General features: G+C 38.1%; 17 protein-coding genes and 4 tRNA genes. 1 reads left to right on the top strand and 20 read right to left on the bottom strand.

Going from position 1 to position 22,939, the window contains the following annotated elements:
* Positions 1-16: 16 nt before the first annotated feature.
* The 18 genes from QNI22_RS24940 to gldB all read right to left on the bottom strand — a co-directional run bounded on the left by QNI22_RS24940 (position 17) and on the right by gldB (position 18,615).
* A complete protein-coding gene (locus QNI22_RS24940; protein ID WP_314514760.1) occupies positions 17-535 on the bottom strand; it encodes a hypothetical protein in 519 nt (172 codons plus the stop codon).
* 18 nt (positions 536-553) lie between these two features.
* On the bottom strand, positions 554-1,165 hold the full coding sequence (locus QNI22_RS24945; RefSeq protein WP_314514763.1) for a DUF4178 domain-containing protein: 612 nt from the start codon (positions 1,163-1,165) through the stop codon (positions 554-556).
* A 120-nt stretch (positions 1,166-1,285) separates the two neighbouring features.
* On the bottom strand, positions 1,286-1,609 hold the full coding sequence (locus tag QNI22_RS24950) for a DUF3467 domain-containing protein (protein WP_313976697.1): 324 nt from the start codon (positions 1,607-1,609) through the stop codon (positions 1,286-1,288).
* A gap of 217 nt (positions 1,610-1,826) precedes the next feature.
* Positions 1,827-6,140: a DNA-directed RNA polymerase subunit beta' gene (gene rpoC, locus QNI22_RS24955; RefSeq protein WP_314514765.1), complete on the bottom strand. Its 4,314-nt coding sequence runs from the start codon at positions 6,138-6,140 to the stop codon at positions 1,827-1,829.
* A 141-nt stretch (positions 6,141-6,281) separates the two neighbouring features.
* Positions 6,282-10,154, bottom strand: coding sequence for a DNA-directed RNA polymerase subunit beta (gene rpoB / locus QNI22_RS24960; protein WP_314514768.1), 3,873 nt, complete (start codon positions 10,152-10,154; stop codon positions 6,282-6,284).
* 259 nt (positions 10,155-10,413) lie between these two features.
* Positions 10,414-10,791 (bottom strand): 50S ribosomal protein L7/L12, encoded by a 378-nt coding sequence (gene rplL, locus QNI22_RS24965; RefSeq protein WP_314514771.1) that lies wholly within the window; start codon positions 10,789-10,791, stop codon positions 10,414-10,416.
* 80 nt (positions 10,792-10,871) lie between these two features.
* On the bottom strand, positions 10,872-11,405 hold the full coding sequence (gene rplJ, locus QNI22_RS24970) for a 50S ribosomal protein L10 (RefSeq protein WP_314514773.1): 534 nt from the start codon (positions 11,403-11,405) through the stop codon (positions 10,872-10,874).
* Positions 11,406-11,460: 55 nt separating this feature from the next.
* Complete coding sequence (gene rplA, locus QNI22_RS24975) at positions 11,461-12,159, bottom strand: 50S ribosomal protein L1 (protein ID WP_313999822.1); 699 nt, start codon at positions 12,157-12,159, stop codon at positions 11,461-11,463.
* A 56-nt stretch (positions 12,160-12,215) separates the two neighbouring features.
* Complete coding sequence (rplK, locus tag QNI22_RS24980) at positions 12,216-12,659, bottom strand: 50S ribosomal protein L11 (protein ID WP_313976703.1); 444 nt, start codon at positions 12,657-12,659, stop codon at positions 12,216-12,218.
* A 242-nt stretch (positions 12,660-12,901) separates the two neighbouring features.
* Positions 12,902-13,465 carry a transcription termination/antitermination protein NusG gene (gene nusG / locus QNI22_RS24985; RefSeq protein WP_313976704.1) on the bottom strand — a complete coding sequence of 188 codons (564 nt, stop codon included), beginning with the start codon at positions 13,463-13,465 and terminating at the stop codon, positions 12,902-12,904.
* A 23-nt stretch (positions 13,466-13,488) separates the two neighbouring features.
* A complete protein-coding gene (gene secE, locus QNI22_RS24990) occupies positions 13,489-13,689 on the bottom strand; it encodes a preprotein translocase subunit SecE (RefSeq protein ID WP_313976705.1) in 201 nt (66 codons plus the stop codon).
* Between the two features lie 32 nt (positions 13,690-13,721).
* Positions 13,722-13,792, bottom strand: a tRNA-Trp gene (locus QNI22_RS24995).
* Between the two features lie 166 nt (positions 13,793-13,958).
* Positions 13,959-15,146: an elongation factor Tu gene (gene tuf, locus QNI22_RS25000; protein ID WP_314514777.1), complete on the bottom strand. Its 1,188-nt coding sequence runs from the start codon at positions 15,144-15,146 to the stop codon at positions 13,959-13,961.
* A gap of 66 nt (positions 15,147-15,212) precedes the next feature.
* Positions 15,213-15,284 (bottom strand) — tRNA-Thr (locus QNI22_RS25005).
* Between the two features lie 88 nt (positions 15,285-15,372).
* Positions 15,373-15,445: transfer RNA gene (locus QNI22_RS25010), tRNA-Gly, on the bottom strand.
* A gap of 81 nt (positions 15,446-15,526) precedes the next feature.
* A tRNA-Tyr gene (locus QNI22_RS25015) sits at positions 15,527-15,609 on the bottom strand.
* Positions 15,610-15,753: 144 nt separating this feature from the next.
* A complete protein-coding gene (locus QNI22_RS25020; RefSeq protein ID WP_314514779.1) occupies positions 15,754-17,550 on the bottom strand; it encodes an ABC transporter ATP-binding protein in 1,797 nt (598 codons plus the stop codon).
* A gap of 81 nt (positions 17,551-17,631) precedes the next feature.
* Positions 17,632-18,615 carry a gliding motility lipoprotein GldB gene (gene gldB, locus QNI22_RS25025; protein WP_314514781.1) on the bottom strand — a complete coding sequence of 328 codons (984 nt, stop codon included), beginning with the start codon at positions 18,613-18,615 and terminating at the stop codon, positions 17,632-17,634.
* A gap of 225 nt (positions 18,616-18,840) precedes the next feature.
* Here gldB and QNI22_RS25030 point away from each other — a divergent pair, with 225 nt between their 5' ends.
* Positions 18,841-19,506 carry a porin family protein gene (locus tag QNI22_RS25030; protein ID WP_314514783.1) on the top strand — a complete coding sequence of 222 codons (666 nt, stop codon included), beginning with the start codon at positions 18,841-18,843 and terminating at the stop codon, positions 19,504-19,506.
* Between the two features lie 81 nt (positions 19,507-19,587).
* On the opposite strand, the gene QNI22_RS25035 is transcribed toward QNI22_RS25030, so the two are convergent.
* Together QNI22_RS25035 and QNI22_RS25040 are read right to left on the bottom strand one after the other, a co-directional pair.
* Positions 19,588-21,144: an Rne/Rng family ribonuclease gene (locus QNI22_RS25035; RefSeq protein ID WP_314514785.1), complete on the bottom strand. Its 1,557-nt coding sequence runs from the start codon at positions 21,142-21,144 to the stop codon at positions 19,588-19,590.
* Positions 21,145-21,985: 841 nt separating this feature from the next.
* Positions 21,986-22,909: a tetratricopeptide repeat protein gene (locus tag QNI22_RS25040; RefSeq protein ID WP_314514788.1), complete on the bottom strand. Its 924-nt coding sequence runs from the start codon at positions 22,907-22,909 to the stop codon at positions 21,986-21,988.
* Positions 22,910-22,939: the final 30 nt, after the last annotated feature.

Consider the following 22,939-nt stretch of genomic DNA (forward strand, 5'->3'; position numbering starts at 1 on the left):
CTTCTTAGGACTATTGCTACTTATCGGCGTTTATCTTATAGGTAAGTTTACAAATTGTATCTACTTCCATCGTGCCCTCCTCAAACTTTGATTTCGTCGAATCAAGCCAGAATCTGTTTCTGAAAATGTATCGAGTACTATCAGGCGGTATTACTGCCAGCTTCGCATAATATTTATCAGCAGTAGGCACACGTTGTTGTATATTCAACTGATACTTGTTCTCATTTGTCTGGATAGGTTTCACCTCTACATTTTTATTCAATGAGATTAAGCGAAACGGAATATCCTGTTTTCCTTTTAGACTTACGGTAATCACATAAGCACTATCTACTGTAAAATCTGACAGCTCGGTATTTTTAGTATCTTTTATAGAAAAGAAGAAAGCAGAATCCATGGGTACATTATAATAACTGCCAAAGTTAACAGTATCATAATGTATGGAGGCTATAGCCGCTTCTTTTTTCGTTTGTATATTGTCACAGCTACAGAGAATAATCTGTACCATTAAAAGGGCTACTATAATAATTTTGTTCATATTGCACAGATTGTCGGATTAGTTAAACAGAAAATCTTTCATAGTCAAAGGCTCTGCCACATTATATACAACACCATCCGGCATATACTCCAGACTAGCAATCAATTTCTTACCTACAACAATCCCATCTACATAATCAGCTTTTTCGCCTGCAACTACCTGAAAAGGTAATTCACCTTCTCCTCCATTGATAACTGCTTTGTTTTTCTCTGTAAGAAAAACATCGTCTGTCTCTATTGCCGTTATTGATCCTACAACCAGACTTGTATATTGAGGAGGGTCTGAAAGGTTTTTCTTTCGAAAAAGAACAAATTCTCCTTCATCTTCCTGCAACCAGATTTCGGCTTCGTTATCCATTATGAGCAACCATTCATCCCAGAATCCATCTTCATAATCAAATCGCAATCTGCCTACTACTTCAAAAGGCTTATTTTTTATCTTCCCTCTCTTCCCTACAGATAAAACAGATCCATAATCTACCAGTACGATTGGAGACCCAACTGTGAATAGGCTATCTACATTGAGATAACTTGTCTGACCACAATACTTACAAACTACCATTTTGGAATGGCGGTACTTTAACTCCAGCATTGCTCCACAAGAGGGACAGTTCAGAGGTGGTAAAGGCATGGAAAACAGATTATATAATCTTAATAGCAAATTATATGATAAGTAACCATCTTTGCAAATAGAAAGGCCTGATAAGTTCCAACTTATCAGGCCTTTCTATTTGCAATATAGATATTTTGATTACGCTTCTCCCATTTTTCCACCAAAACTCATAGGTAATGTAAAACCTTCTTCAGTCTGTCGGATTGTTCCAAACGCATCTTCGTACTTCCTTACATTATCTTTTAGTGCGGCTAATAATCGTTTAGCATGTTCAGGAGTAATTATGACACGAGATTTTACCTTGGCTTTAGGCACTCCTGGCATGATACGAATAAAGTCTAGCACAAATTCACTATTAGAATGAGCAATCATCACCAAATTGGAATATACACCCTCTGCCATTTCCTCCGACAGTTCGATATTAAGTTGGTTTTCTTCTTCCGGGTTGTTTTTATCAGCCATAATCGATACAAGTTTACAAATGATATATTTTTAGATTATCTCCTTCGCTAACAACTTATCAGTTTCAAGCCACAAGATAGAAATATCGCCCTGCTTCTGGAAGAAAAGATATAAATTTCTCCTAATTACTGAATGCCCTATCCTTAAAAAAAAGAGTTATGAGAAGTATCCCATAACTCTTTTAACTATATTTTATCAATCTATTTTATAGATTAGATTAGTCCTGAAGCTCACGACGGCGAGAACTGGTTTGACGTTCTTTGGCAGTAGTCATTGTTTCCAATTCTTCCTGAGAACCAACAATCAGGTTTTGATAACGACGCATACCAGTACCAGCAGGGATCAAGTGGCCAACAATTACGTTTTCTTTCAAACCAATCAATTGATCTGCTTTACCACGCACAGCAGCCTCACTCAATACCTTAGTTGTTTCCTGGAACGATGCAGCAGAGATAAAGCTTTCTGTACCCAGAGAGGCTTGTGTAATACCCTGCAATGTCGGCTGAGAAACCGCCGCATCAGCATCTCTTACTTCTACCAGACGTAAGTCGCGACGTTTCAGACTTGAGTTTTCATCACGCAAACGACGGGAAGAAATAATCTGTCCAGGCTTCAGGTTTTCAGAATCACCTGCATCTGAAACTACCTTCATATTCATAATCAGATCATTTGCTTCACGGAATTCAAAACGATCCACATATTGACCAGGTAAGAAGTTAGTATCACCTGCCTCAATGATTTCAACCTTTTGCATCATCTGGCGTACAATACACTCGATGTGCTTATCGTTGATCTTCACACCTTGTAGGCGGTAAACCTCCTGAATTTCATTTACTAGATATTCCTGCACAGCAGTTGGACCTTTGATAGCCAGAATATCGGAAGGTGTAATTGCCCCATCCGAAAGTGGTGCACCTGCACGAATGAAGTCATTATCCTGTACCAGGATGTGTTTAGACAATGGCACCATATATCTCTTACGAACACCATCACGGGATTCGATAAAGATCTCACGGTTACCACGTTTAATACCTCCATAAGTAACAACACCATCAATTTCACTTACAACAGCAGGATTAGAAGGGTTGCGTGCCTCAAACAATTCCGTTACACGAGGCAGACCACCCGTGATGTCACGAGTTTTACCTATTGCACGAGGAATTTTCGCAAGTACCTGTCCAGCACGTACAGTTGATCCGTTTTCAACGGCCAAGTGAGCACCTACTGGCATGTTATATGACTTACCTTCTTTGTCTTTAGTATATACCCCTACTGCAGGGTTTTTCGTCTTATCTTTTGTATCAATGATTACCTTTTCACGGAAACCAGTCTGTTCGTCAGACTCTTCGCGGAAGGTCACACCATCTTCAATCGATTCAAACTGAACAGTACCATCCAGTTCAGACAATATTACAGCGTTATATGGATCCCAGAAACAAAGTTCATCACCACGTTTCACTTTCTCACCATCATTCACTTTTAGGAATGCACCATATGGTACGTGGTTACTGATCAATACTTTATCAGTACCTTCCTGCATAATTTTGATCTCACCTGAACGTCCCATTACAACGTTTACTTTCTCACCTTCGTTGTTAACTGTAGTGATAGTCCGCAGTTCTTCGAATTGGATCACCCCATCAAATTTAGCTTTGATGTTTGCATCCGAAGAAATGTTTGACGCCACACCACCGACGTGGAAGGTACGAAGGGTAAGCTGTGTTCCTGGTTCACCGATAGACTGAGCAGCAATAACACCAACCGCTTCACCTCTTTCAACCATACGACCAGAAGCTAGGTTACGTCCGTAACATTTCGCACATACGCCCTGACGAGTTTCACAAGTTAATACTGAACGAATCTCAACAGCCTCTACACTTGTTTGATCAATACGTGTAGCGATTTCTTCTGTTACCTGTTCACCAGAAGCAATAATCAGTTCATTTGTGATTGGATCAAATACATCATGTACAGTAACACGTCCCAAGATACGTTCAGATAGTGGTTCAACAATATCTTCGTTATCTTTAAGAGCTGTTACGACTATACCACGTAATGTACCACAATCACTTTCGTTAATGATTACATCCTGAGCCACATCCACCAAACGACGAGTCAGATAACCAGCATCAGCGGTTTTCAATGCAGTATCGGCTAAACCTTTACGAGCACCATGTGTAGAGATAAAGTACTCCAATACATCCAGACCTTCTTTGAAGTTTGAAATGATTGGGTTTTCAATAATCTCCCCTACAGAACCTTGCAAGTTTTTCTGGGGCTTAGCCATTAGACCCCGCATACCACCTAACTGACGAATTTGTTCACGAGAACCCCGTGCGCCAGAGTGCATCATCATATAGATGGAGTTAAATCCTTGCTGGTCACCTTCCAGTTGTTTCATCAAAGACTCTGTAATCTGAGTATTTACACGAGTCCAAATATCAATTACCTGGTTATAACGTTCGTTATCAGTGATAAGACCCATCAAGTAGTTATTCCAAACATTGTCTACTTCACCAACTGCATTATCAATTAGTTTTGCTTTCGCCTCTGGCACTTTCACGTCATTTAATCCAATTGATAAACCACCACGGAATGCCATCTGGAAACCAAGTTCCTTGATATCATCCAAGAATTTGGCAGTGCGAGACATACCTACTGTTTTGAAGACATGACCAATGATTTGCTGTAGTTTCTTTTTGGTTAGCAATTCATTAATATATCCAACTTCTTCTGGAACAGCTTGGTTAAACAAAACACGACCGGCAACCGTCTCTATAATTTTCGTTTCCAGTTCGCCATTTTCATTCCGTACTTTTGTACGAATTTTAATATTGGCATGCTTAGATAACTTGCCTTCATTAACAGCAATAATTACCTCTTCTGCAGAATAGAAGATAGAGCCTTCGCCTGCGATAGGATATTCAGGAGTATGTTTACGTCCTTTGGTTACATAATATAATCCCAATACCATGTCCTGAGAAGGTACTGTGATTGGAGCACCGTTAGCAGGGTTCAGGATATTATGAGATGCCAGCATCAATAAAGATGCTTCCAGAATTGCCTCTTGACCTAGTGGTACGTGTACCGCCATCTGGTCACCGTCAAAGTCAGCGTTGAATGCTGTGGTTACCAGAGGGTGCAACTGAATTGCTTTTCCTTCGATCAGTTTTGGCTGGAATGCCTGAATACCTAAACGGTGCAATGTAGGAGCACGGTTTAGCAGAACCGGATGCCCTTTCAGTACATTTTCCAAGATATCCCAAACAACCGGATCTTTTCTATCAACTATTTTCTTCGCTGATTTTACAGTTTTAACAATTCCCCGCTCAATCAGTTTGCGAATAATAAATGGCTTAAATAACTCGGCAGCCATATCTTTAGGCAGACCACACTCATGTAATTTCAGTTCAGGTCCTACCACAATAACGGAACGACCAGAATAGTCAACACGTTTACCTAGCAAGTTTTGACGGAAACGACCCTGCTTACCTTTCAGCATATCAGAAAGTGATTTCAGTGCACGGTTTCCTTCTGAACGAACAGCATTTACTTTACGAGAGTTGTCGAACAGAGAGTCAACAGCTTCCTGTAACATCCGCTTCTCATTACGTAAAATAACTTCAGGAGCTTTGATTTCAATCAAACGCTTCAATCGGTTGTTACGAATAATTACCCGGCGATATAGATCGTTCAAATCAGAAGTTGCAAAACGACCACCATCCAAAGGTACTAACGGACGAAGCTCCGGTGGAATTACAGGTACCATACGGATAACCATCCATTCAGGTCTGTTCTCAATACGTGTATTTGCATCCCGGAATGCTTCTACTACTTTCAAACGTTTTAAAGCTTCTGCTTTACGTTGTTGAGAAGTATCTGTAGATGCTACGTGACGAAGCTCATAAGACAAGTCATCCAGCTTAGTTCTGGAGAGAAGCATTTCTAATGCATCAGCACCCATCTTAGCGATGAATTTCTGAGGATCTTCATCTGGTAACAATTGATTTTCACGAGGAAGCTTATCCAGAATATCCAGATATTCATCTTCTGTCAGGAAATCCAGTTGTTTTACACCTTCTTCTTCTTTTACTCCTGGCTGGATAACAACATATCTTTCATAATAGATAATCTGATCAAGTTTTTTAGTTGGTAAACCTAACAGATAACCTATTTTATTAGGTAATGAACGGAAATACCAGATATGAGCTACAGGTACAACCAGTTCAATGTGTCCCATGCGTTCACGGCGAACTTTCTTCTCCGTTACTTCAACTCCGCAACGATCACAAATAATACCTTTATAACGAATTCTTTTGTATTTACCGCAATGACATTCCCAGTCTTTTACTGGTCCGAAAATCCGTTCGCAGAAAAGCCCTCCCATTTCGGGTTTATATGTCCGGTAGTTAATGGTTTCAGGCTGTGTCACCTCACCATAAGAACTATCCAGAATGGATTGTGGAGAGGCAAGACTAATCGTGACCTTCGAGAAGTCTGCGTTGATTTTTTTATTTTTTCTAAAAGCCATAGGTTAGGAATATAATTATGGGCGACAATACATGTTTAAAACCCTGCAATCCTTAAAAGAAGCTTATGACTATGATTCCTTCTTATATAGGATAAGATCAACGCAGAGTCTGAAATGACAGTCAGACTCTGCGTAAAACAATTATTCCAATGTGATCTCTAATGCAAGACCACGCAATTCATGAACCAATACATTGAATGATTCAGGAATATTTGGTTTCGGCATGTTTTCACCTTTTACAATAGCTTCATAAGCTTTAGCACGTCCTACAACATCATCTGATTTTACAGTCAGAATCTCCTGTAGAATATGAGAAGCACCAAATGCTTCTAATGCCCAAACCTCCATCTCACCAAAACGCTGACCACCAAACTGTGCTTTACCACCCAATGGTTGTTGTGTAATTAATGAATAAGGTCCGATTGAACGAGCGTGCATCTTATCATCCACTAAGTGACCCAGTTTCAACATATAGATAATACCAACTGTAACAGGTTGGTCAAATCTTTGTCCTGTTAAACCATCGTGAAGATATGTACGTCCAAAATCAGGCAAGCCAGCATCTCTTAACTCGGTTAATACCTGTTCTTCAGTAGCACCATCAAAAATTGGAGTAGCATAGGTTTTACCTAGTTTTCTTCCAGCCCAGCCTAATACTGTTTCATAGATCTGTCCAAGGTTCATACGAGAAGGTACCCCAAGCGGATTCAACACAATGTCTACAGCTGTTCCGTCCGCCAAGAATGGCATATCTTCTTCACGGACAATCCGGGCAACAACCCCTTTGTTACCGTGACGACCAGCCATTTTATCACCTACTTTCAGCTTGCGTTTTTTAGCAACATACACTTTTGCCAATTGCACAATACCTGCAGGTAATTCATCTCCAACTTCTAATGTAAATCTCTCACGTTTAAATCTGGCAGAAATCTCATTCCGCTTCTTATTGTAATTCTTAACCAGATCTTCCAATAATGCATTGGCTTCAGATTCATTACTCCAATTCTCCAGCGTCAGATCAGACAATAAATTTACCTCTTCCGGAACATTATATGAACTCTCATCCCGATAGATATTTTTATCAGGGAATAAGTTTTCTACAATATTACGACGAGAGAACTTCACACCTTTAGACACTACCTCATCTCCAAACTTATGCTTCACTCCCTGGCTGGTTTTGCCATCCAGTAACTGAACCATTTTCTCGACCATCACATCTTTTACAGAATTCAGATCGCGACTATACTTCTTCATTAAGGTTTTCACCTCATTCTTCATTTTTTCGCGACCATCTTTATCTTTCTTTGGACGAGAGAACAATTTGGTATCAATAACAACGCCTTTTAAAGATGGAGGTGCCTTCATAGAAGCATCCTTCACATCACCAGCTTTATCTCCGAATATCGCCCGAAGTAGTTTTTCCTCAGGTGTTGGATCAGATTCTCCTTTCGGTGTGATTTTACCTATCAGAATATCGCCTTCGCGTACTTCTGAACCTACACGAATAATACCATTCTCATCCAGATTCTTAACTGATTCTTCACTTACATTAGGTATTTCGGAAGTCAGTTCTTCTTCACCACGTTTAGTATCCCGAACCTCAAGTTCAAATTCCTCAATGTGTAAAGAAGTAAAGATATCTTCGCGAACAACTTTTTCAGAAATTACAATTGCATCCTCAAAGTTATATCCCTGCCAAGGCATGAAGGCAACCATTAAGTTACGTCCTAAAGCAAGTTCTCCTTTCTGAGTCGCGTATCCTTCACAAAGAATATCACCTTTAACAACACGTTGTCCTTTAAAGACAATAGGTTTAAGATTGATACAAGTATCTTGGTTTGTACGACGGAATTTGATCAGATTATAGGTTTTAAGCTCTTCATCAAAGCTTACTAGACGCTGATTATCTGTCAGATCATAGCGTACGACAATCTTAGTAGAATCAACAAACTCAATGACACCATTCATTTCAGCCACTACCAATGCACGAGAGTCACGGGCTACACGACCTTCCAGACCTGTACCAACAATCGGCGCTTCTGGACGTAACAAAGGTACAGCCTGACGTTGCATGTTTGATCCCATCAATGCACGGTTCGCATCATCATGTTCTAGGAATGGAATCAAAGATGCGGCAACAGATACAATCTGATTGGTGGCAACATCCATGTAAGTAATTTTCTCTGGTTCTACAACAGGAAAATCACCTTCATAACGAGTCTTCACTTTATCAGTTTGGAAATTACCTTTCTCATCAACTGCTACACGAGCCTGTGCAATGTAGTGTGTATCTTCTTCTTCAGCAGTCAGATAAATAGGTTCCTGCTCTACTTTTACCTTTCCATTGTCAACCTCTAGGTAAGGTGTTTCAATGAAGCCCATGCTATTGATCTTAGCATGCACACACAAAGAAGAGATCAAGCCAATATTTGGACCTTCTGGAGTTTCAATAGTACACAAACGTCCATAATGTGTATAGTGAACGTCACGCACCTCAAAACCTGCACGCTCACGGGATAAACCGCCTGGCCCAAGAGCTGACATACGTCGTTTGTGCGTTATTTCAGATAATGGATTGGTTTGATCCATAAACTGAGATAACTGATTTGTTCCAAAAAAGGAGTTAATTACAGATGATAAGGTACGAGCATTAATTAGATCAACAGGTTTGAAATCCTCATTGTCCCGTACGTTCATACGTTCCTTTATTGTACGTGCCATACGAGCCAAACCAACACCAAACTGCGCATATAATTGCTCTCCTACTGTACGCACCCGACGATTACTTAAGTGGTCAATATCATCAACAAGGGCTTTAGAATTAATCAAGCCAATTAGATACTTAACAATAGAGACAATATCTTCTGTTGTTAAAACTCTAACCTCAGATGAGATTTCCAAATTTAGTTTTTTATTAATTCTATATCGACCAACTTCACCAAGATCATAACGTTTATCACTGAAAAACAAACTATGAATTACTTCACGAGCTGTTTGTTCATCTGGTGCTTCTGTATTTCTTAACTGACGATAAATTTGCTCAACCGCTTCTTTTTCAGAGTTTGAGTTATCTTTTTGTAATGTATTGTAAATAATACTGTAATCTGCCACGTTTACATCTTCGCGATGTACAATTACAACCTTGGATTCTGAGTCCAGTATTATGTCTAAATCACCTTCTTTTACTACATGATCACGTTCCAGTAAGACCTCATTACGATCAATAGAGACAACCTCTCCAGTATCTTCATCTACAAAGTCTTCTGTCCATGTACGTAATACCCGTGCAGCCAGCTTACGTCCAACCATACGCTTAAGAGTAGCTTTATTTACAGGCAACTCTTCAGACAGACCGAATAAATCCAATATTTCTTTATCAGAACCAAATCCAATAGCACGTAACAATGTAGTTACCGGAAATTTCTTCTTCCGATCAATATATGCATACATTACGTTGTTTACGTCTGTCGAGAATTCAATCCAGGATCCTTTGAAAGGAATAATTCTGGCAGAATATAATTTAGTACCATTTGTGTGTTTACTCATAGAGAAGAACACACCTGGAGAACGGTGCAATTGAGATACAATTACCCGCTCAGCTCCATTAATTACAAATGACCCTCTCTCTGTCATGTAAGGCACATTGCCCAGAAATACTTCCTGCTCAATGGTCTCAAAATCTTCATTATCAGGGTCACTGCAAGAAAGTCTTAATTTAGCCTTTAAGGGCACAGAATACGTTAGACCTCTGTCTATACATTCATCTACCGAATATTTCGGAGGATCAATAGTATAATCTATAAATTCTAGTTTGAAATTCTCCCGTGAATCAGTAATCGGGAAATTCTCCATAAATACCTTGTAAAGCCCCTCTTGAGCCCTTTTTTCAGGAGCAGTCTCAATCTGAAAAAAGTCTACAAATGACTGCAATTGGATATCCAGAAAGTCTGGATAATCTACCAACTGCCGTGTAGAGGCAAAACTTATACGATTGTTCAAACGATTGGTAGTCAAGGCCTTATATGTTTAAGTTAGGAGATTAATACAGGAGGGTACGACTAATAAAACGGCTACTTAGCAAAAATTGTTCCCAATTTCATCTTTTTCTCAAAAAACTCACCCGATTTTTTAAAAAATAGTATCTAATGAACCCAAAGCCTGTCTGATCTGCTCTTTCAATATAACAAGAGTGACATTTTTTAAATAATACAAATAGGAAAAAGACCTGACTTTTAAAGGCAGGCCTCTTCCCTCAGACCGATATATAGATAGATTATTTTAATTCTACTTCAGCACCGGCTTCTTGTAATTGTTTCACTAAAGCATCTGCTTCGTCTTTAGCAATACCTTCTTTTACTGGTTTTGGAGCAGCGTCAACTAATTCTTTCGCTTCTTTCAATCCCAGACCAGTAAGGTCTTTTACTAATTTAACAACTTGCAGTTTGTTAGCACCTGCATTTTTCAGGATAACATCGAAAGCTGTTTTTACTTCAGGAGCAGGACCTGTTTCTCCAGTAGGAGCAGCTGCTACAGCTACAGCAGCAGCAGCAGGTTCGATACCATACTCATCTTTCAGAATCTGAGCTAATTCGTTTACTTCTTTAACAGTTAAGTTAACCAACTGTTCAGCAAATGCTTTTAAATCTGCCATTGTTTTATAAAATTAATAGTGAATGATTTAATTGATAGATTTTTTTAAATGCCTGAAGTTTCAGGCTAAGATACTGTAGCTTATCCTTCTCTCTCCTGAAGAGTTTTGACAATACCAGCCAGTTTGTTTCCACCACTTTGCAGAGCAGATACAACATTTTTGGCAGGAGATTGTAGTAAGCCAACGATTTCCCCGATAAGTTCGTTTTTGGATTTCAGTGTATACAGAGTCTCCAGGCTGCTTTCGCCAATGAAAAGACTTGCATCAACAGAAGCACCTTTGAATACGGGCTTATCTTTACCAGATTTTTTACGAAACTCTTTAATCAAAACAGCAGGTGCTTTACCTGACTCATTTGAAAATAGAACTCCAGAAAATCCTGTCAGTACAGTATCATTAAAAGGAGTGAAATCCCCTTCAATACGTTCCAGTGCTTTTCTGATAAGAGTATTTTTTACCACACGGTATTCAATACCTTTATCAAAGCACATACGACGAAAAGCATTTACTTGCGCCACGGTCATGCCAGAGGCATCCATGATATAAAAGAAAGGCTTCTCTTGAAATTTTTCGGTTAATTCTTGAATAATAACCGCTTTTTCTTCGCGTGTCATGTTATAGCTCGACGGTTAATCGTCATCAAATAGTTTAACATCAGAAGGCTTGCAATTACAAACCTTGAATACTGGTTTTGTCAATTTGGACGCCCGGACTCATTGTACTCGAGATATAAACTGACTGTACATATGTTCCTTTTGCTGAAGATGGCTTCAATCTCATGATTGTATTCATCAGTTCTTGAAGGTTTTCAGCAATTTTCTCAGGAGAGAAAGAAACTTTACCAATACTGGTATGTACGATTCCGGTTTTATCTACTTTAAAGTCAATTTTACCGGCTTTCACTTCTTTCACTGCCTTTCCAACTTCCATCGTTACAGTTCCAGACTTAGGATTTGGCATTAAACCTCTAGGACCTAATACACGACCTAATTTACCTACTTTTGCCATTACTGTTGGCATAGTAATAATTACATCGACATCAGTCCAACCTCCTTCAATCTTAGAAATGTACTCATCCAAACCAACGTAGTCTGCACCAGCTTCTTTTGCTTCTGCTTCTTTATCAGGAGGGCAGAGTACTAATACTCTAACTTCTTTTCCTGTTCCATGTGGCAGAGCAACTGTCCCACGAACCATTTGGTCGGCTTTCCGAGGATCTACACCCAAACGAATATCAATATCAACAGAAGCGTCAAACTTAGTATAAGTAATGTCTTTTACAATTTTTCCAGCTTCCGCTAACAAGTACGCTTTGCTCAAATCGTATTTAGACCGTGCTTCTTTTTGCTTTTTAGTTAACTTTCCCATTATTTTCAGGTTTTCCAGAAGATTGCGGTAATTCTTCCGTTTGTATAAAATTTAAATTAACTTTCCCAAGGAGCTGTCCCTGAAACCGTAATACCCATACTTCTGGCAGTACCTGCAATCATTTTCATTGCAGATTCAATTGTCAAAGCATTCAAATCAGGCATTTTTGTTTCAGCAATCTTCTTTACCTGTTCCCAGGTAACAGAGCCTACTTTTTTACGGTTAGGTTCAGCAGAACCTTTTTGTATCTTAATAGCATCCATTAGCAATACAGCTGCAGGAGGAGTTTTAAGAACAAATTCGAAAGATTTATCAGTGTAGTAAGTAATCAAAACAGGAACTACTTGTCCCATTTTATCTTGAGTTCTTGCATTGAATTGTTTGCAAAACTCCATGATATTGATACCTTTACTACCCAATGCAGGACCAATTGGCGGTGCAGGGTTTGCCTGTCCCCCTTTTACCTGCAGTTTCAAGTATCCAGCAATATCCTTTGCCATTTTTTTGAAATAAGTTTAAGCGAATAGGAACATACTGATTCGCATCATAAATGCTAAGAGAGTATTTTTAAATAAGAAGGTCACACTCCTTTATCAAACTCTCTAACTTCGCACTATCTTATGTGTTGGAAGCTCACATGTTTAGTGCACTGCAAAAGAAGGTTGAAAGATTAGATATATCTTTTATCTTCTTATATATTGAGGCGTAACAGTCAAACAATAAATCCAAATAATCTTTTACATTACTCTTCTTTCTCCACTTCAACATAACTAAGCTCAACCGGCGTATTCCGACCAAAAATCTTAACCATTACTTTGAGCTTTTTTCTCTCTTCAAAAACCTCTTCTACTGTACCTTTAAAAGATTTGAATGGACCATCCATTACTAAAACTGTCTCTCCAACTATAAACGGAGTTTCCAGCTTTTCACCTTGCTCTGCTTCTTCATCCATCTTACCTAAGATTCTATTTATCTCAGATTGACGAAGTGGAACAGGTATTTTACTCGAAGTTCCTGGCTTATTCTCGTTCCCTAAGAAACCTAACACTCCTGGAATTCCTGTAATGGTATGCATCACTTCTGGATGTTCAACATTAGCAGAAATAATCACATAGCCAGGCAATGTATTTTTTTCCCGTACCTTCTTCTTCCCATTTCTAATTTCGTACACTTTTTCAGAAGGTATTATTACTTGAGAAATGTGGTCTGACAAATTATGCCGTGCAATTTCAGTTTCAAGATAAGATTTAATTTTCTTTTCTTGTCCGGCCACAGCTCGGAGTACATACCACTTTAACTCACTCATCGGAAAAAATACGTTTTTCGTGATTAATTACTAAAAACCGATTGATAAATCTTTTGCATAGCCTCTCTAAATCCAAAATCAACCAAGCCAATCACTAATGCAAATAATAATGAAGCAACCAATACCAAAGTAGCATTCGCTTGTACTTCAGAGTATTTTGGCCAGGACACATTTTCCTTTACTTCTACAAAAGAATCTTTGATAAACGCGAAAAACTTTTTCATTTCCTGTATTGATTGCTGAATTATATTAAGGGCACGGGTGGAGAGATTCGAACTCCCATCAACGGTTTTGGAGACCGCTATTCTACCCTTGAACTACACCCGTGTGTATGGTATCCAGAAAAACGGACTGCAAAAATATGCATTTAATTTAGAAAAACAAAACAAAATTCAATTATTATGAAATTCTTTTTTTTATGCTTTTCTAAAAGAAGAGAAATAAAAATGCCTTCTCAAAAGATATGAGAAGGCATTCCAATCAAATCAATTAATTAGTCTAAGATTTCAGTTACCTGACCAGCACCTACGGTACGTCCACCTTCACGAATTGCGAAACGAAGACCTTTCTCCATAGCGATGGTATTGATCAACTGTACTTCAATAGTAATATTATCACCAGGCATAACCATTTCTACGTTTTCTGGAAGCTTAATCTCACCAGTTACGTCAGTTGTACGGAAGTAGAACTGAGGACGGTATTTATTAAAGAATGGAGTGTGACGTCCACCTTCTTCTTTGCTCAGGATATAAACTTCAGCTTTAAATTTAGCATGCGGCTTCACGCTACCTGGCTTACAAATAACCATACCACGACGGATTTGATCTTTATCGACACCACGCAACAACAAACCTACGTTATCACCAGCCTCACCACGATCCAACAATTTGCGGAACATCTCAACACCTGTAACGGTAGACTTCAGGTTTTCAGCACCCATACCTAAGATGTCAACAGCATCACCTACGTTAACTACGCCACGCTCAATACGACCAGTAGCAACTGTACCACGACCTGTGATAGTAAATACGTCTTCTACAGACATCAACAATGGTTGATCAACCAAACGAACAGGAAGAGGAATCCAAGAATCTACAGAATCCATCAGTTCTTCGATAGTTTTAACCCACTGAGGATCGCCATTCAATCCACCAAGAGCAGAACCACGAATAACAGGCGTATTATCTCCATCAAATTTATAGAAGCTCAACAATTCACGAACTTCCATCTCAACCAACTCCAACAACTCAGGATCGTCTACCAAGTCAACTTTATTCATAAACACTACCAACTGAGGTACACCTACCTGACGAGCCAAAAGAATGTGCTCTTTTGTTTGAGGCATTGGACCATCTGTAGCAGCAACCACAAGAATAGCACCATCCATCTGAGCAGCACCTGTAACCATGTTCTTCACATAGTCAGCGTGACCTGGACAGTCAACGTGTGCATAATGGCGCTTATCTGTTTGATATTCTACGTGAGCTGTATTAATAGTGATACCACGTTCTTTTTCTTCAGGAGCATTATCAATAGAAGAGAAATCTCTTTTTTCTGCCAACCCTTTATTAGCCAACACTGTAGTTATAGCAGCAGTCAAAGTAGTTTTACCGTGGTCTACGTGACCGATGGTACCAACGTTTACGTGGGGTTTGGAACGGTCAAACGTTTCTTTTGCCATGTTTGAAAATCCTCGTTTTAAGTTATGTGATAAAAGTATAATTAAATAAAAAATTGTACTTAACAGAGCCGACGATGGGATTTGAACCCACGACCTCTTCCTTACCAAGGAAGTGCTCTACCCCTGAGCTACGACGGCCTAAGTCAATTTAAATTAAATGCTAAAAAGTTAGCACCCTGACCATAAAAGAAAAAGCAGAAAGTAAACTACCTTCTACTTTTCCTAGAGCGGGAGACGGGGCTCGAACCCGCCACCTATAGCTTGGAAGGCTATCGCTCTACCAAATGAGCTACTCCCGCTTAAACAATCCCTGAATAAATCTCGAATGAAAACCTTACATTACTTCACTCACCATATCAACTCATTCAGCATTGATTGAGTGGGGGCGGATGGATTCGAACCACCGAAGACATAAGTCAGCAGATTTACAGTCTGCCCCATTTGGCCACTCTGGTACACCCCCTTGTTTGCGTCCCTTGCGAAAGGGAATGCAAAAGTAGCGACTTTTTCTTTACAGGCAAATTTTTCTCAAAAAAAAAGTGAAAAATTTTCAAAAAGTTACCCACATCAGGTCTCAAAAGAAATCAAAAATCTAAAAATCAATAACTTATGAGATTTCAAATTGAAGGCGCAATAAATTGCTATAAATTCCATTTTCCTTGTCTGAAAGATCATCATGAGTTCCTTGCTCTTGAATAAGACCATCACTAAGAACATAAATATAATCTACTTTCCGGATAGTAGCTAAACGGTGTGCGATGATGATCGTAGTACGATCTTTCATCAATTCATCTAAGGCATCTTGTACTAGTCGTTCACTTTCGGCATCTAATGAGCTTGTAGCCTCATCCAGAATTAAGATTTCTGGATCCTTAAGGATAGCTCTGGCAATGGCAATACGTTGTCGTTGTCCTCCAGATAACTTTACTCCTCTCTCTCCTACAATTGTACTAAAGCCTTCAGGAAACTTTTCGACAAACTCCAGAGCATTTGCCTTGCGTGCAGCGGCTTTAATCTCATCTAAAGTAGCCAGCGGCTTTCCATAGGATATATTCTCAGCTATGCTACCACCAAACAACAAAACATCTTGAGGAACAATACCAATATGCTTGCGTAGTTCTTTTAATTCTAGAGCTTCAATATTAATCCCACTAACCAATATATTTCCAACAGAAGGCTGATAATATCTCAGCAAAAGAGAAGTAATTGTTGATTTCCCTGAACCACTATGTCCAACCAGAGCAATTTTCTGACCATTACGAATTTGTATATTAATCCCTTTGAGAACCTCGATATCCGGACGAGTAGGATAGCTAAAATGCACATTTGAAAATGCAATATCTCCGACTTGTTTTAAAGTTTCTTTTTCAGGAAAACTTGTCTCTTCATTTTCTTGTCCGAGTAATTCTCTGATACGTTCTGATGCGCCTATAGTCTTTTGTAGTTGTGAATAGATTTCACCTAAGCCTGCAACAGAAGCTCCGACAAATCCGGTAAATAAAGTAAAACTGATAAGATCACCAGCCGTAATAATTCTTTGAGAATACAAAGTAGCAGCATACCATATCACTCCAACAATCCCGCCTAATACCACGAAAATAATAAAAGAAACAAGTAAACCTCTGTACTTTGCACCATTTAAAGCATTCTGAATTACTTTCGCCAAAGCATTTGAATAACGATTTGTTTCATACACTTCATTGGTATAGGCCTTCACAGTATGTACTCCCTGAAGGGTTTCCATAACAATTGTATTAGCATATGCCAGACTATCCTGCGTTCTTTTAGAAAGTTTTCGTATATATCTCCCGAAGATTATTGCACCAATAACAATTATTGGGAAAGTAGCCAACATAAAAAGCGTCAGCTTGGGATAAAAGACGAGTAATAATAAAATACCGACAACTAATGTGATTGCTTGTCTTAGAAATTCAGCCAATGTAAAAGAAAGCACATCCTGCAGTTGCTGTACATCAGAAGTTATTCTGCTGGTCAATTCGCCTACTCTTCGTTCTTCAAAAAAAGGTATAGATAAATGAACCAGCTTATCATACAGCGCAACTCGTATATCCCGTAACGATTTTTCACTAACATTAGCAAAAGTTCTTATTCTTAGAAATGCAAAAATTGCATTTAGTAGCAATATACCCATTAAAGCAATAGTCACCTGGTTAATGGAATATCCACCTGCTTTGTTGTCAGCTGCATCAACTAATTTTCCTGCGAGTAATGGGAAGCCTAATGTAGCTAATGCGGATAATGCTAAACTTATTAATCCTACAATAAGATATCCTCTGTAAGGTCTTACAAACTTGAAAATCTCCAAAAAACTTTGTATACCAGCTTTATTAACTTTCCTTTTTTTGTCTTCCTCTAAGATATCATCTCTATTACCACGTGCCATTTTTCAAATAATTTTTTATAAAACAACTACAACATTAATTTCTTATCCCCAATGTTTCTCTTATTTCAAGCTGACAGTTATCTATTCTCCTTTAAATTTTGACTTCATAAAAATATTTTGTGAATCAGGATTACTTAGTAAAGAAGATAATGTTACTTCAGAATTTTCATCCAAATATTTCTTCACGATCTGCCATCCTAGCCATCTTCCTATTGCACCTGGACAATCTGTCCCAATTTCTGCTGTATAAGGACGATCACCTATGTATTTCACCTTCTTGAAATGATTTGTTTCATATAAAAGCTTCTCTTTTACAAAATGCGCCCAGATCACATTTTTGTGCTCTTCAGCATCCTTCAATTGTTTTTCAGTGTAAAAAATAATCAGACTGTCTGGTGTTTCTGGCATTACTTCATGCGTGAACTCCAACTTCTTAGCCGCAATAATCATTTCATTTAAAAGAGACTTATCTTCTGTATTTGTAACAATAAATTTTTCTGCCAATACACTCATTATGGAGGGTACTAATGCCTCCAATGTATATTTCTTCAGTAAAAAGTTAGGTACACTAGGCACGAATGTAGCCTTTTCTCCTGCATAGAAATCCAGGCTGATTACTATCAAACTATCTGAAACAGATAAAGCTGCTGCATCTCTTGAAAAATGTCCTAACCCAGAAATTACAGTTTTGACTTTAGGCGGCTTAAAATCCGGATAAAGTTTCTGTACTTGACTAAATGCTTCCGCAAATTGTGTCTTTACTTCTCCCAAATCGCCGGCATTCTTATTTAGTTCGTTATAAAATTTCTGAAAAGCAGGATTAGTTACTGTCTGATAAATCCGATCAACAAGAACAGAATCTGGCATATCTGTCTCTGACAAGAAAAATATCTCCTTCAGGTTCCTGTTTTTATCCAAAAAATGCTGAATTTCTGCCCTTGTCTTAAGATTTATCATTTCTGCGTCAAGTCGTTCAATTACAATGGGAGAAACTTCCTTCGATGTACATGCAGCAAGCAAGAACAATACAGCAATTATACTTTTTAGCAATTTTCTGTCGTTCATTTCAGTGATAAGACGATTTATGAGTAATAAAATTTTATGATTTTGTGGTGGGAATATGTAAACTTGCAGCTAACTGATTGACATAAAGAGATAAACAATTGTGCAACAAGCTATTCAGTTGTATAGGTCTGGAGTCTAAGTAAACTATAAAATTCTTTCAAATTAAAGTAGTATCTTTTTCTAAACAAAACCCGCTTTATAATAAGCTAGAAAACGTACAAAATTATGAAAAAAATTGCATTACTTTTTTTCGCCGCTTTTTTGTCTGTGCAGGCATTCTCTCAGGTAAAATTGGGCTTTAAATTCTCACCAGCTGTTGCATTTAATTCTGCTGTTACGGAACGCGATTATGATGTAGTAGGTAAAAATGGTTCTGGTTTGCGTTTTAGTGCAGGTCCTGTTATGGATTTTTTCTTTGCTGATAACTATGCATTCCATACGGGATTATGGTATACTGTAAAACGTTCTGGTATAGAAGGAACTGTAAAAGGAACAAACCTTTCCAGTGTATATAATATGCAATATTTACAAGTGCCTTTAGCTCTAAAGTTTTTTACCAATGAAATTGCTACGGATATGAAAATTTACTTCCTGATAGGAGGAACTCTTGACGCTAAATTGGCAGAGAAACCTTTAGATAAACCTACAAACTATATCTATAACTCTGTGAATGGAAAAAATGCCTTTCGCCCTGCTGATGCCGGATTGTTATTGGGAGCAGGTAGTGAACTTATAATGGGAACAAATACAGCTGTATTCTTTGGTTTGAGTTATAATCGTGGTCTTGTAAATGCATTAGGTAATAATGTAAAAAATGGCAGTGATCGCGTAAATGATTTTGTAAAGGTTCGTAATAGTATGTTTTCTCTTGATCTAGGAGTTAAGTTTTAAAATTCTGGCCTATCTGGCATCTAGTATTATAAAAAAAGCATTGTGTTTAAACACAATGCTTTTTTTATAATACTAGTCAGCTTATGGTATGATTTCTATTTCGTCACCAAATTTATTTACAAACTTATATTCGGTAATTCCTAAAGAAGAATCTTTAACGATCTTAATCCATGTTTTGTAACGGAAAAACCATTTCATTCGTCTGGAAGGAAGTCCGTTTGTAAAATAAGCATGTAGATAAGGGTGAACTGTAAGAATAATGTGCTTTTCATTCTGTCGTGTGATAATGTATTCCAAATTGCTTTCAATCTGGTCTGTCAATAGAATGGTTGGCCCCACTTTACCAGTACCACCACAAGTAGGGCAGGTCTCACCTGTAGAAATGTGAAGCTCCGGCCTTACTCGTTGACGTGTTATCTGCATTACACCAAACTTTGTCAAAGGCAGAATCGTAAACTTAGATCGGTCGCTTTGCATTTCTTCTTTCATTTTCTCATAAATCAGGCGTTTGTTTTCCGCCTTTTTCATATCAATGAAATCAATAGAAATGATCCCTCCCATATCGCGTACCCTTAGTTGCCGGGCGATTTCTTTTACAGCTTCAATGTTAGTATTGACAGCTGTAGCTTCCTGGTCAGCTTCAGTGTTGGAGCGACTACCACTGTTCACATCTATCACATGCATCGCTTCTGTATGCTCAATAATGAGATAGCCTCCACCTGGTAGACTTACCGACCGACCAAAGATTGACTTTAATTGTTTTTCAATCCCAAACTGCTCAAATATCTTATTTTTGCCACTGTAAAGTTTTACAATCTTTTCTTTGTCAGGTGCAATAGTATGAATGTAGGAACGTATATCTTCATAAGCATCCTTATCATCCACTGTGATACTATCAAAACTTTCGTTGAGCATATCCCGCAGCATAGAAGAAGCTCGATTCATCTCTCCGATTATTTTTTCACGGGGTTTAGCTTCCCGTAATAACTTCATCCCATTCTCCCATTTCTCCATCAAATTCTGTAAGTCACGATCCAGTTCTGCCACTTCCTTACTTTCGGCCACTGTACGCACAATGATGCCAAAGTTTTGTGGTTTTATGGAATTCAGCAAACGAGCTAATCGTTGACGCTCCTGCTTATTCGTGATCTTCTTAGAAATATTAACAGAATTGGAAAATGGTACCAATACAATGTATCTACCCGCCAAAGACAACTCACAGGAGAGTCGCGGGCCTTTGGTTGAAATTGGCTCTTTTACGACCTGCACCAGAATAGGTGCGTTCTTAGTAAGTACCTGCGAAATTTTACCAAACTTGTCAATTTCAGCCTCTAGTTGTACACCATTTAAACGTGTACCATTGATACGCTTTGCAATGACATCTTGTGTTAGTTTGTGCAATGAAGAAAAGTTTGGACCTAAATCCTGATAATGCAGGAAAGCATCCTTTTCATGTCCAATGTCTACAAAGGCAGCATTTGAACCTGGCGATATTTTACGCACAGTGCCCAAATAGATATCACCTACTGTAAACTGGTTTTCGCTCTCTTCAATATGGTACTCTACAATTCGTTTGTCTCTTAAAAGAGCTATCCTCCCACCTTTTGCAGTGGAATTGATAACTAATTCGTTACTCAACGTTGTAATTTTTTTGAATGACCAATGCGACTCACTGTCAGTAATAAACGAACAGAAAATCGGTACAGAATAATACCGTAGAGTAAACTAATGTACGCGGAAAACAATTAACTCTGATGGCGATATGGGGATTTAGACGGCCACTGAAAGAGTTTACTGTAACTAATTTTGTCAGAATATGAAAACATACATGTAAAACACCAGTAGTATATGACTATTTCCTCTTATAAGGATAGATTTAGAAATATGTACTGTGTTTTTAATTTTTTCGAATACTAGATCTGTCCTGATAAACTGTTCAAACCAAACTTTAACAAATTAACATTCTGTAAAATTTCTTCTCAGGAGCAGACGCGGCAGTTTGTATACGCGCCAATTTACCTTTACAAAATATCGAGTTATTAACTTTATTAAGTTAGTATACTGATTGACAGATCAATTTAGGCAATCAAAGGCTAAAACCCTTATAATTAAACTATTTTGGAGTTTATCTGATAACCTGATGAATGCGTTTTGTCTGCTATGATCTATATTTTTATTTATCCAGATCAATAAAGCAGTATTATTTTCCTGACGTACAATTATATAATCTTACTGGTATATTTAGAAAAGTCCGAAACAAGACTTCCCGATAACTATGTAGCTAACGGGAAGTCCTGTGAAGAATTACTTCTTCTTATGTCTGTTTTTTCTAAGGCGTTTTTTTCTTTTGTGTGTAGCAATCTTGTGTCTCTTTCTTTTTTTTCCGCAGGGCATAATTGTAAAATATTTTAAAGTGAATAAATATGATAAAAGATCTTCAATATTGTATAGAATCCGATATCCTAAAAATCAACAGATATTAATTAGTTGCTTCCAGTTCTTTTAAATACTCATCAGCAGCATTTAATATCATTACATCATCTGTACCAGCCTTAGCTTCTTCTAAAAATTGTCTGGCACTAGCTTTGTCTCCCAATTCTGCATAACTTATTCCTAAGTATAATTTAGCCTGCAGATTTACAGGATTATTCTTTAAAACTTCTTTGAATCGCTCAACAGCCTTATCATATTGGCCTGAACGAATAGAAAGCAATCCTAAATTGAACAATGCCTGTTCGTTTTTTGGGTCTTCGGCAATCACTTCTCTCAACATCGCAATCGCCTGCATAGGAGAAGCAGAGTTAGCATATGTAACAGCCATTTTAGCTTTTGCATTCAGTTGTTTTGGATTTTTATCCAGAACTTTCTGATAATATCCCCGAGCCTTCTCTCCATAGATCTCTACCTTTTCGGCATCTGTCACAAAAAAGAATGCATCGTAACATGCATCAGCAGCACTTAGCAGATTTTCCTCAGAAGGCTCCAATCCAACGATCAACTCACGATATACTGCAACACTATCAAAAATCATTGCTTTTCGATATATGCCAGCTAAAGAATCCGCAAAAATAATCTTTTTTTCTTTATCCGTGCTATTTTTATATTGATTTGTCAGATTTTTTATAGCACTCGCCTGTTCTGCTGATAATGACTGACTATGTGAAGACTCAGTAGTCACAGCCTCGGCTTGCTGTCCTGTTGGCTTATTATCTATTTTCTTGTCTTTGTCACTTACAATTACTTTGGGTAAACTATACAACACTCCTATAGCAAGAAGAGCAACAACAATCGAAATAATCTGAGATTTCTTCATAACATATAATATATAACCGACGACAAAGTTGGTAATCATTCCTGACAATACCAATGCATCTTGTTCGTGTCTAATAAAAAAATGCCACATACTCATTGTAACGCAAATCAGTGTTACAAT

Origin of the sequence: Xanthocytophaga agilis, from assembly GCF_030068605.1 — a bacterium.
GTDB lineage: Bacteria > Bacteroidota > Bacteroidia > Cytophagales > 172606-1 > Xanthocytophaga > Xanthocytophaga agilis.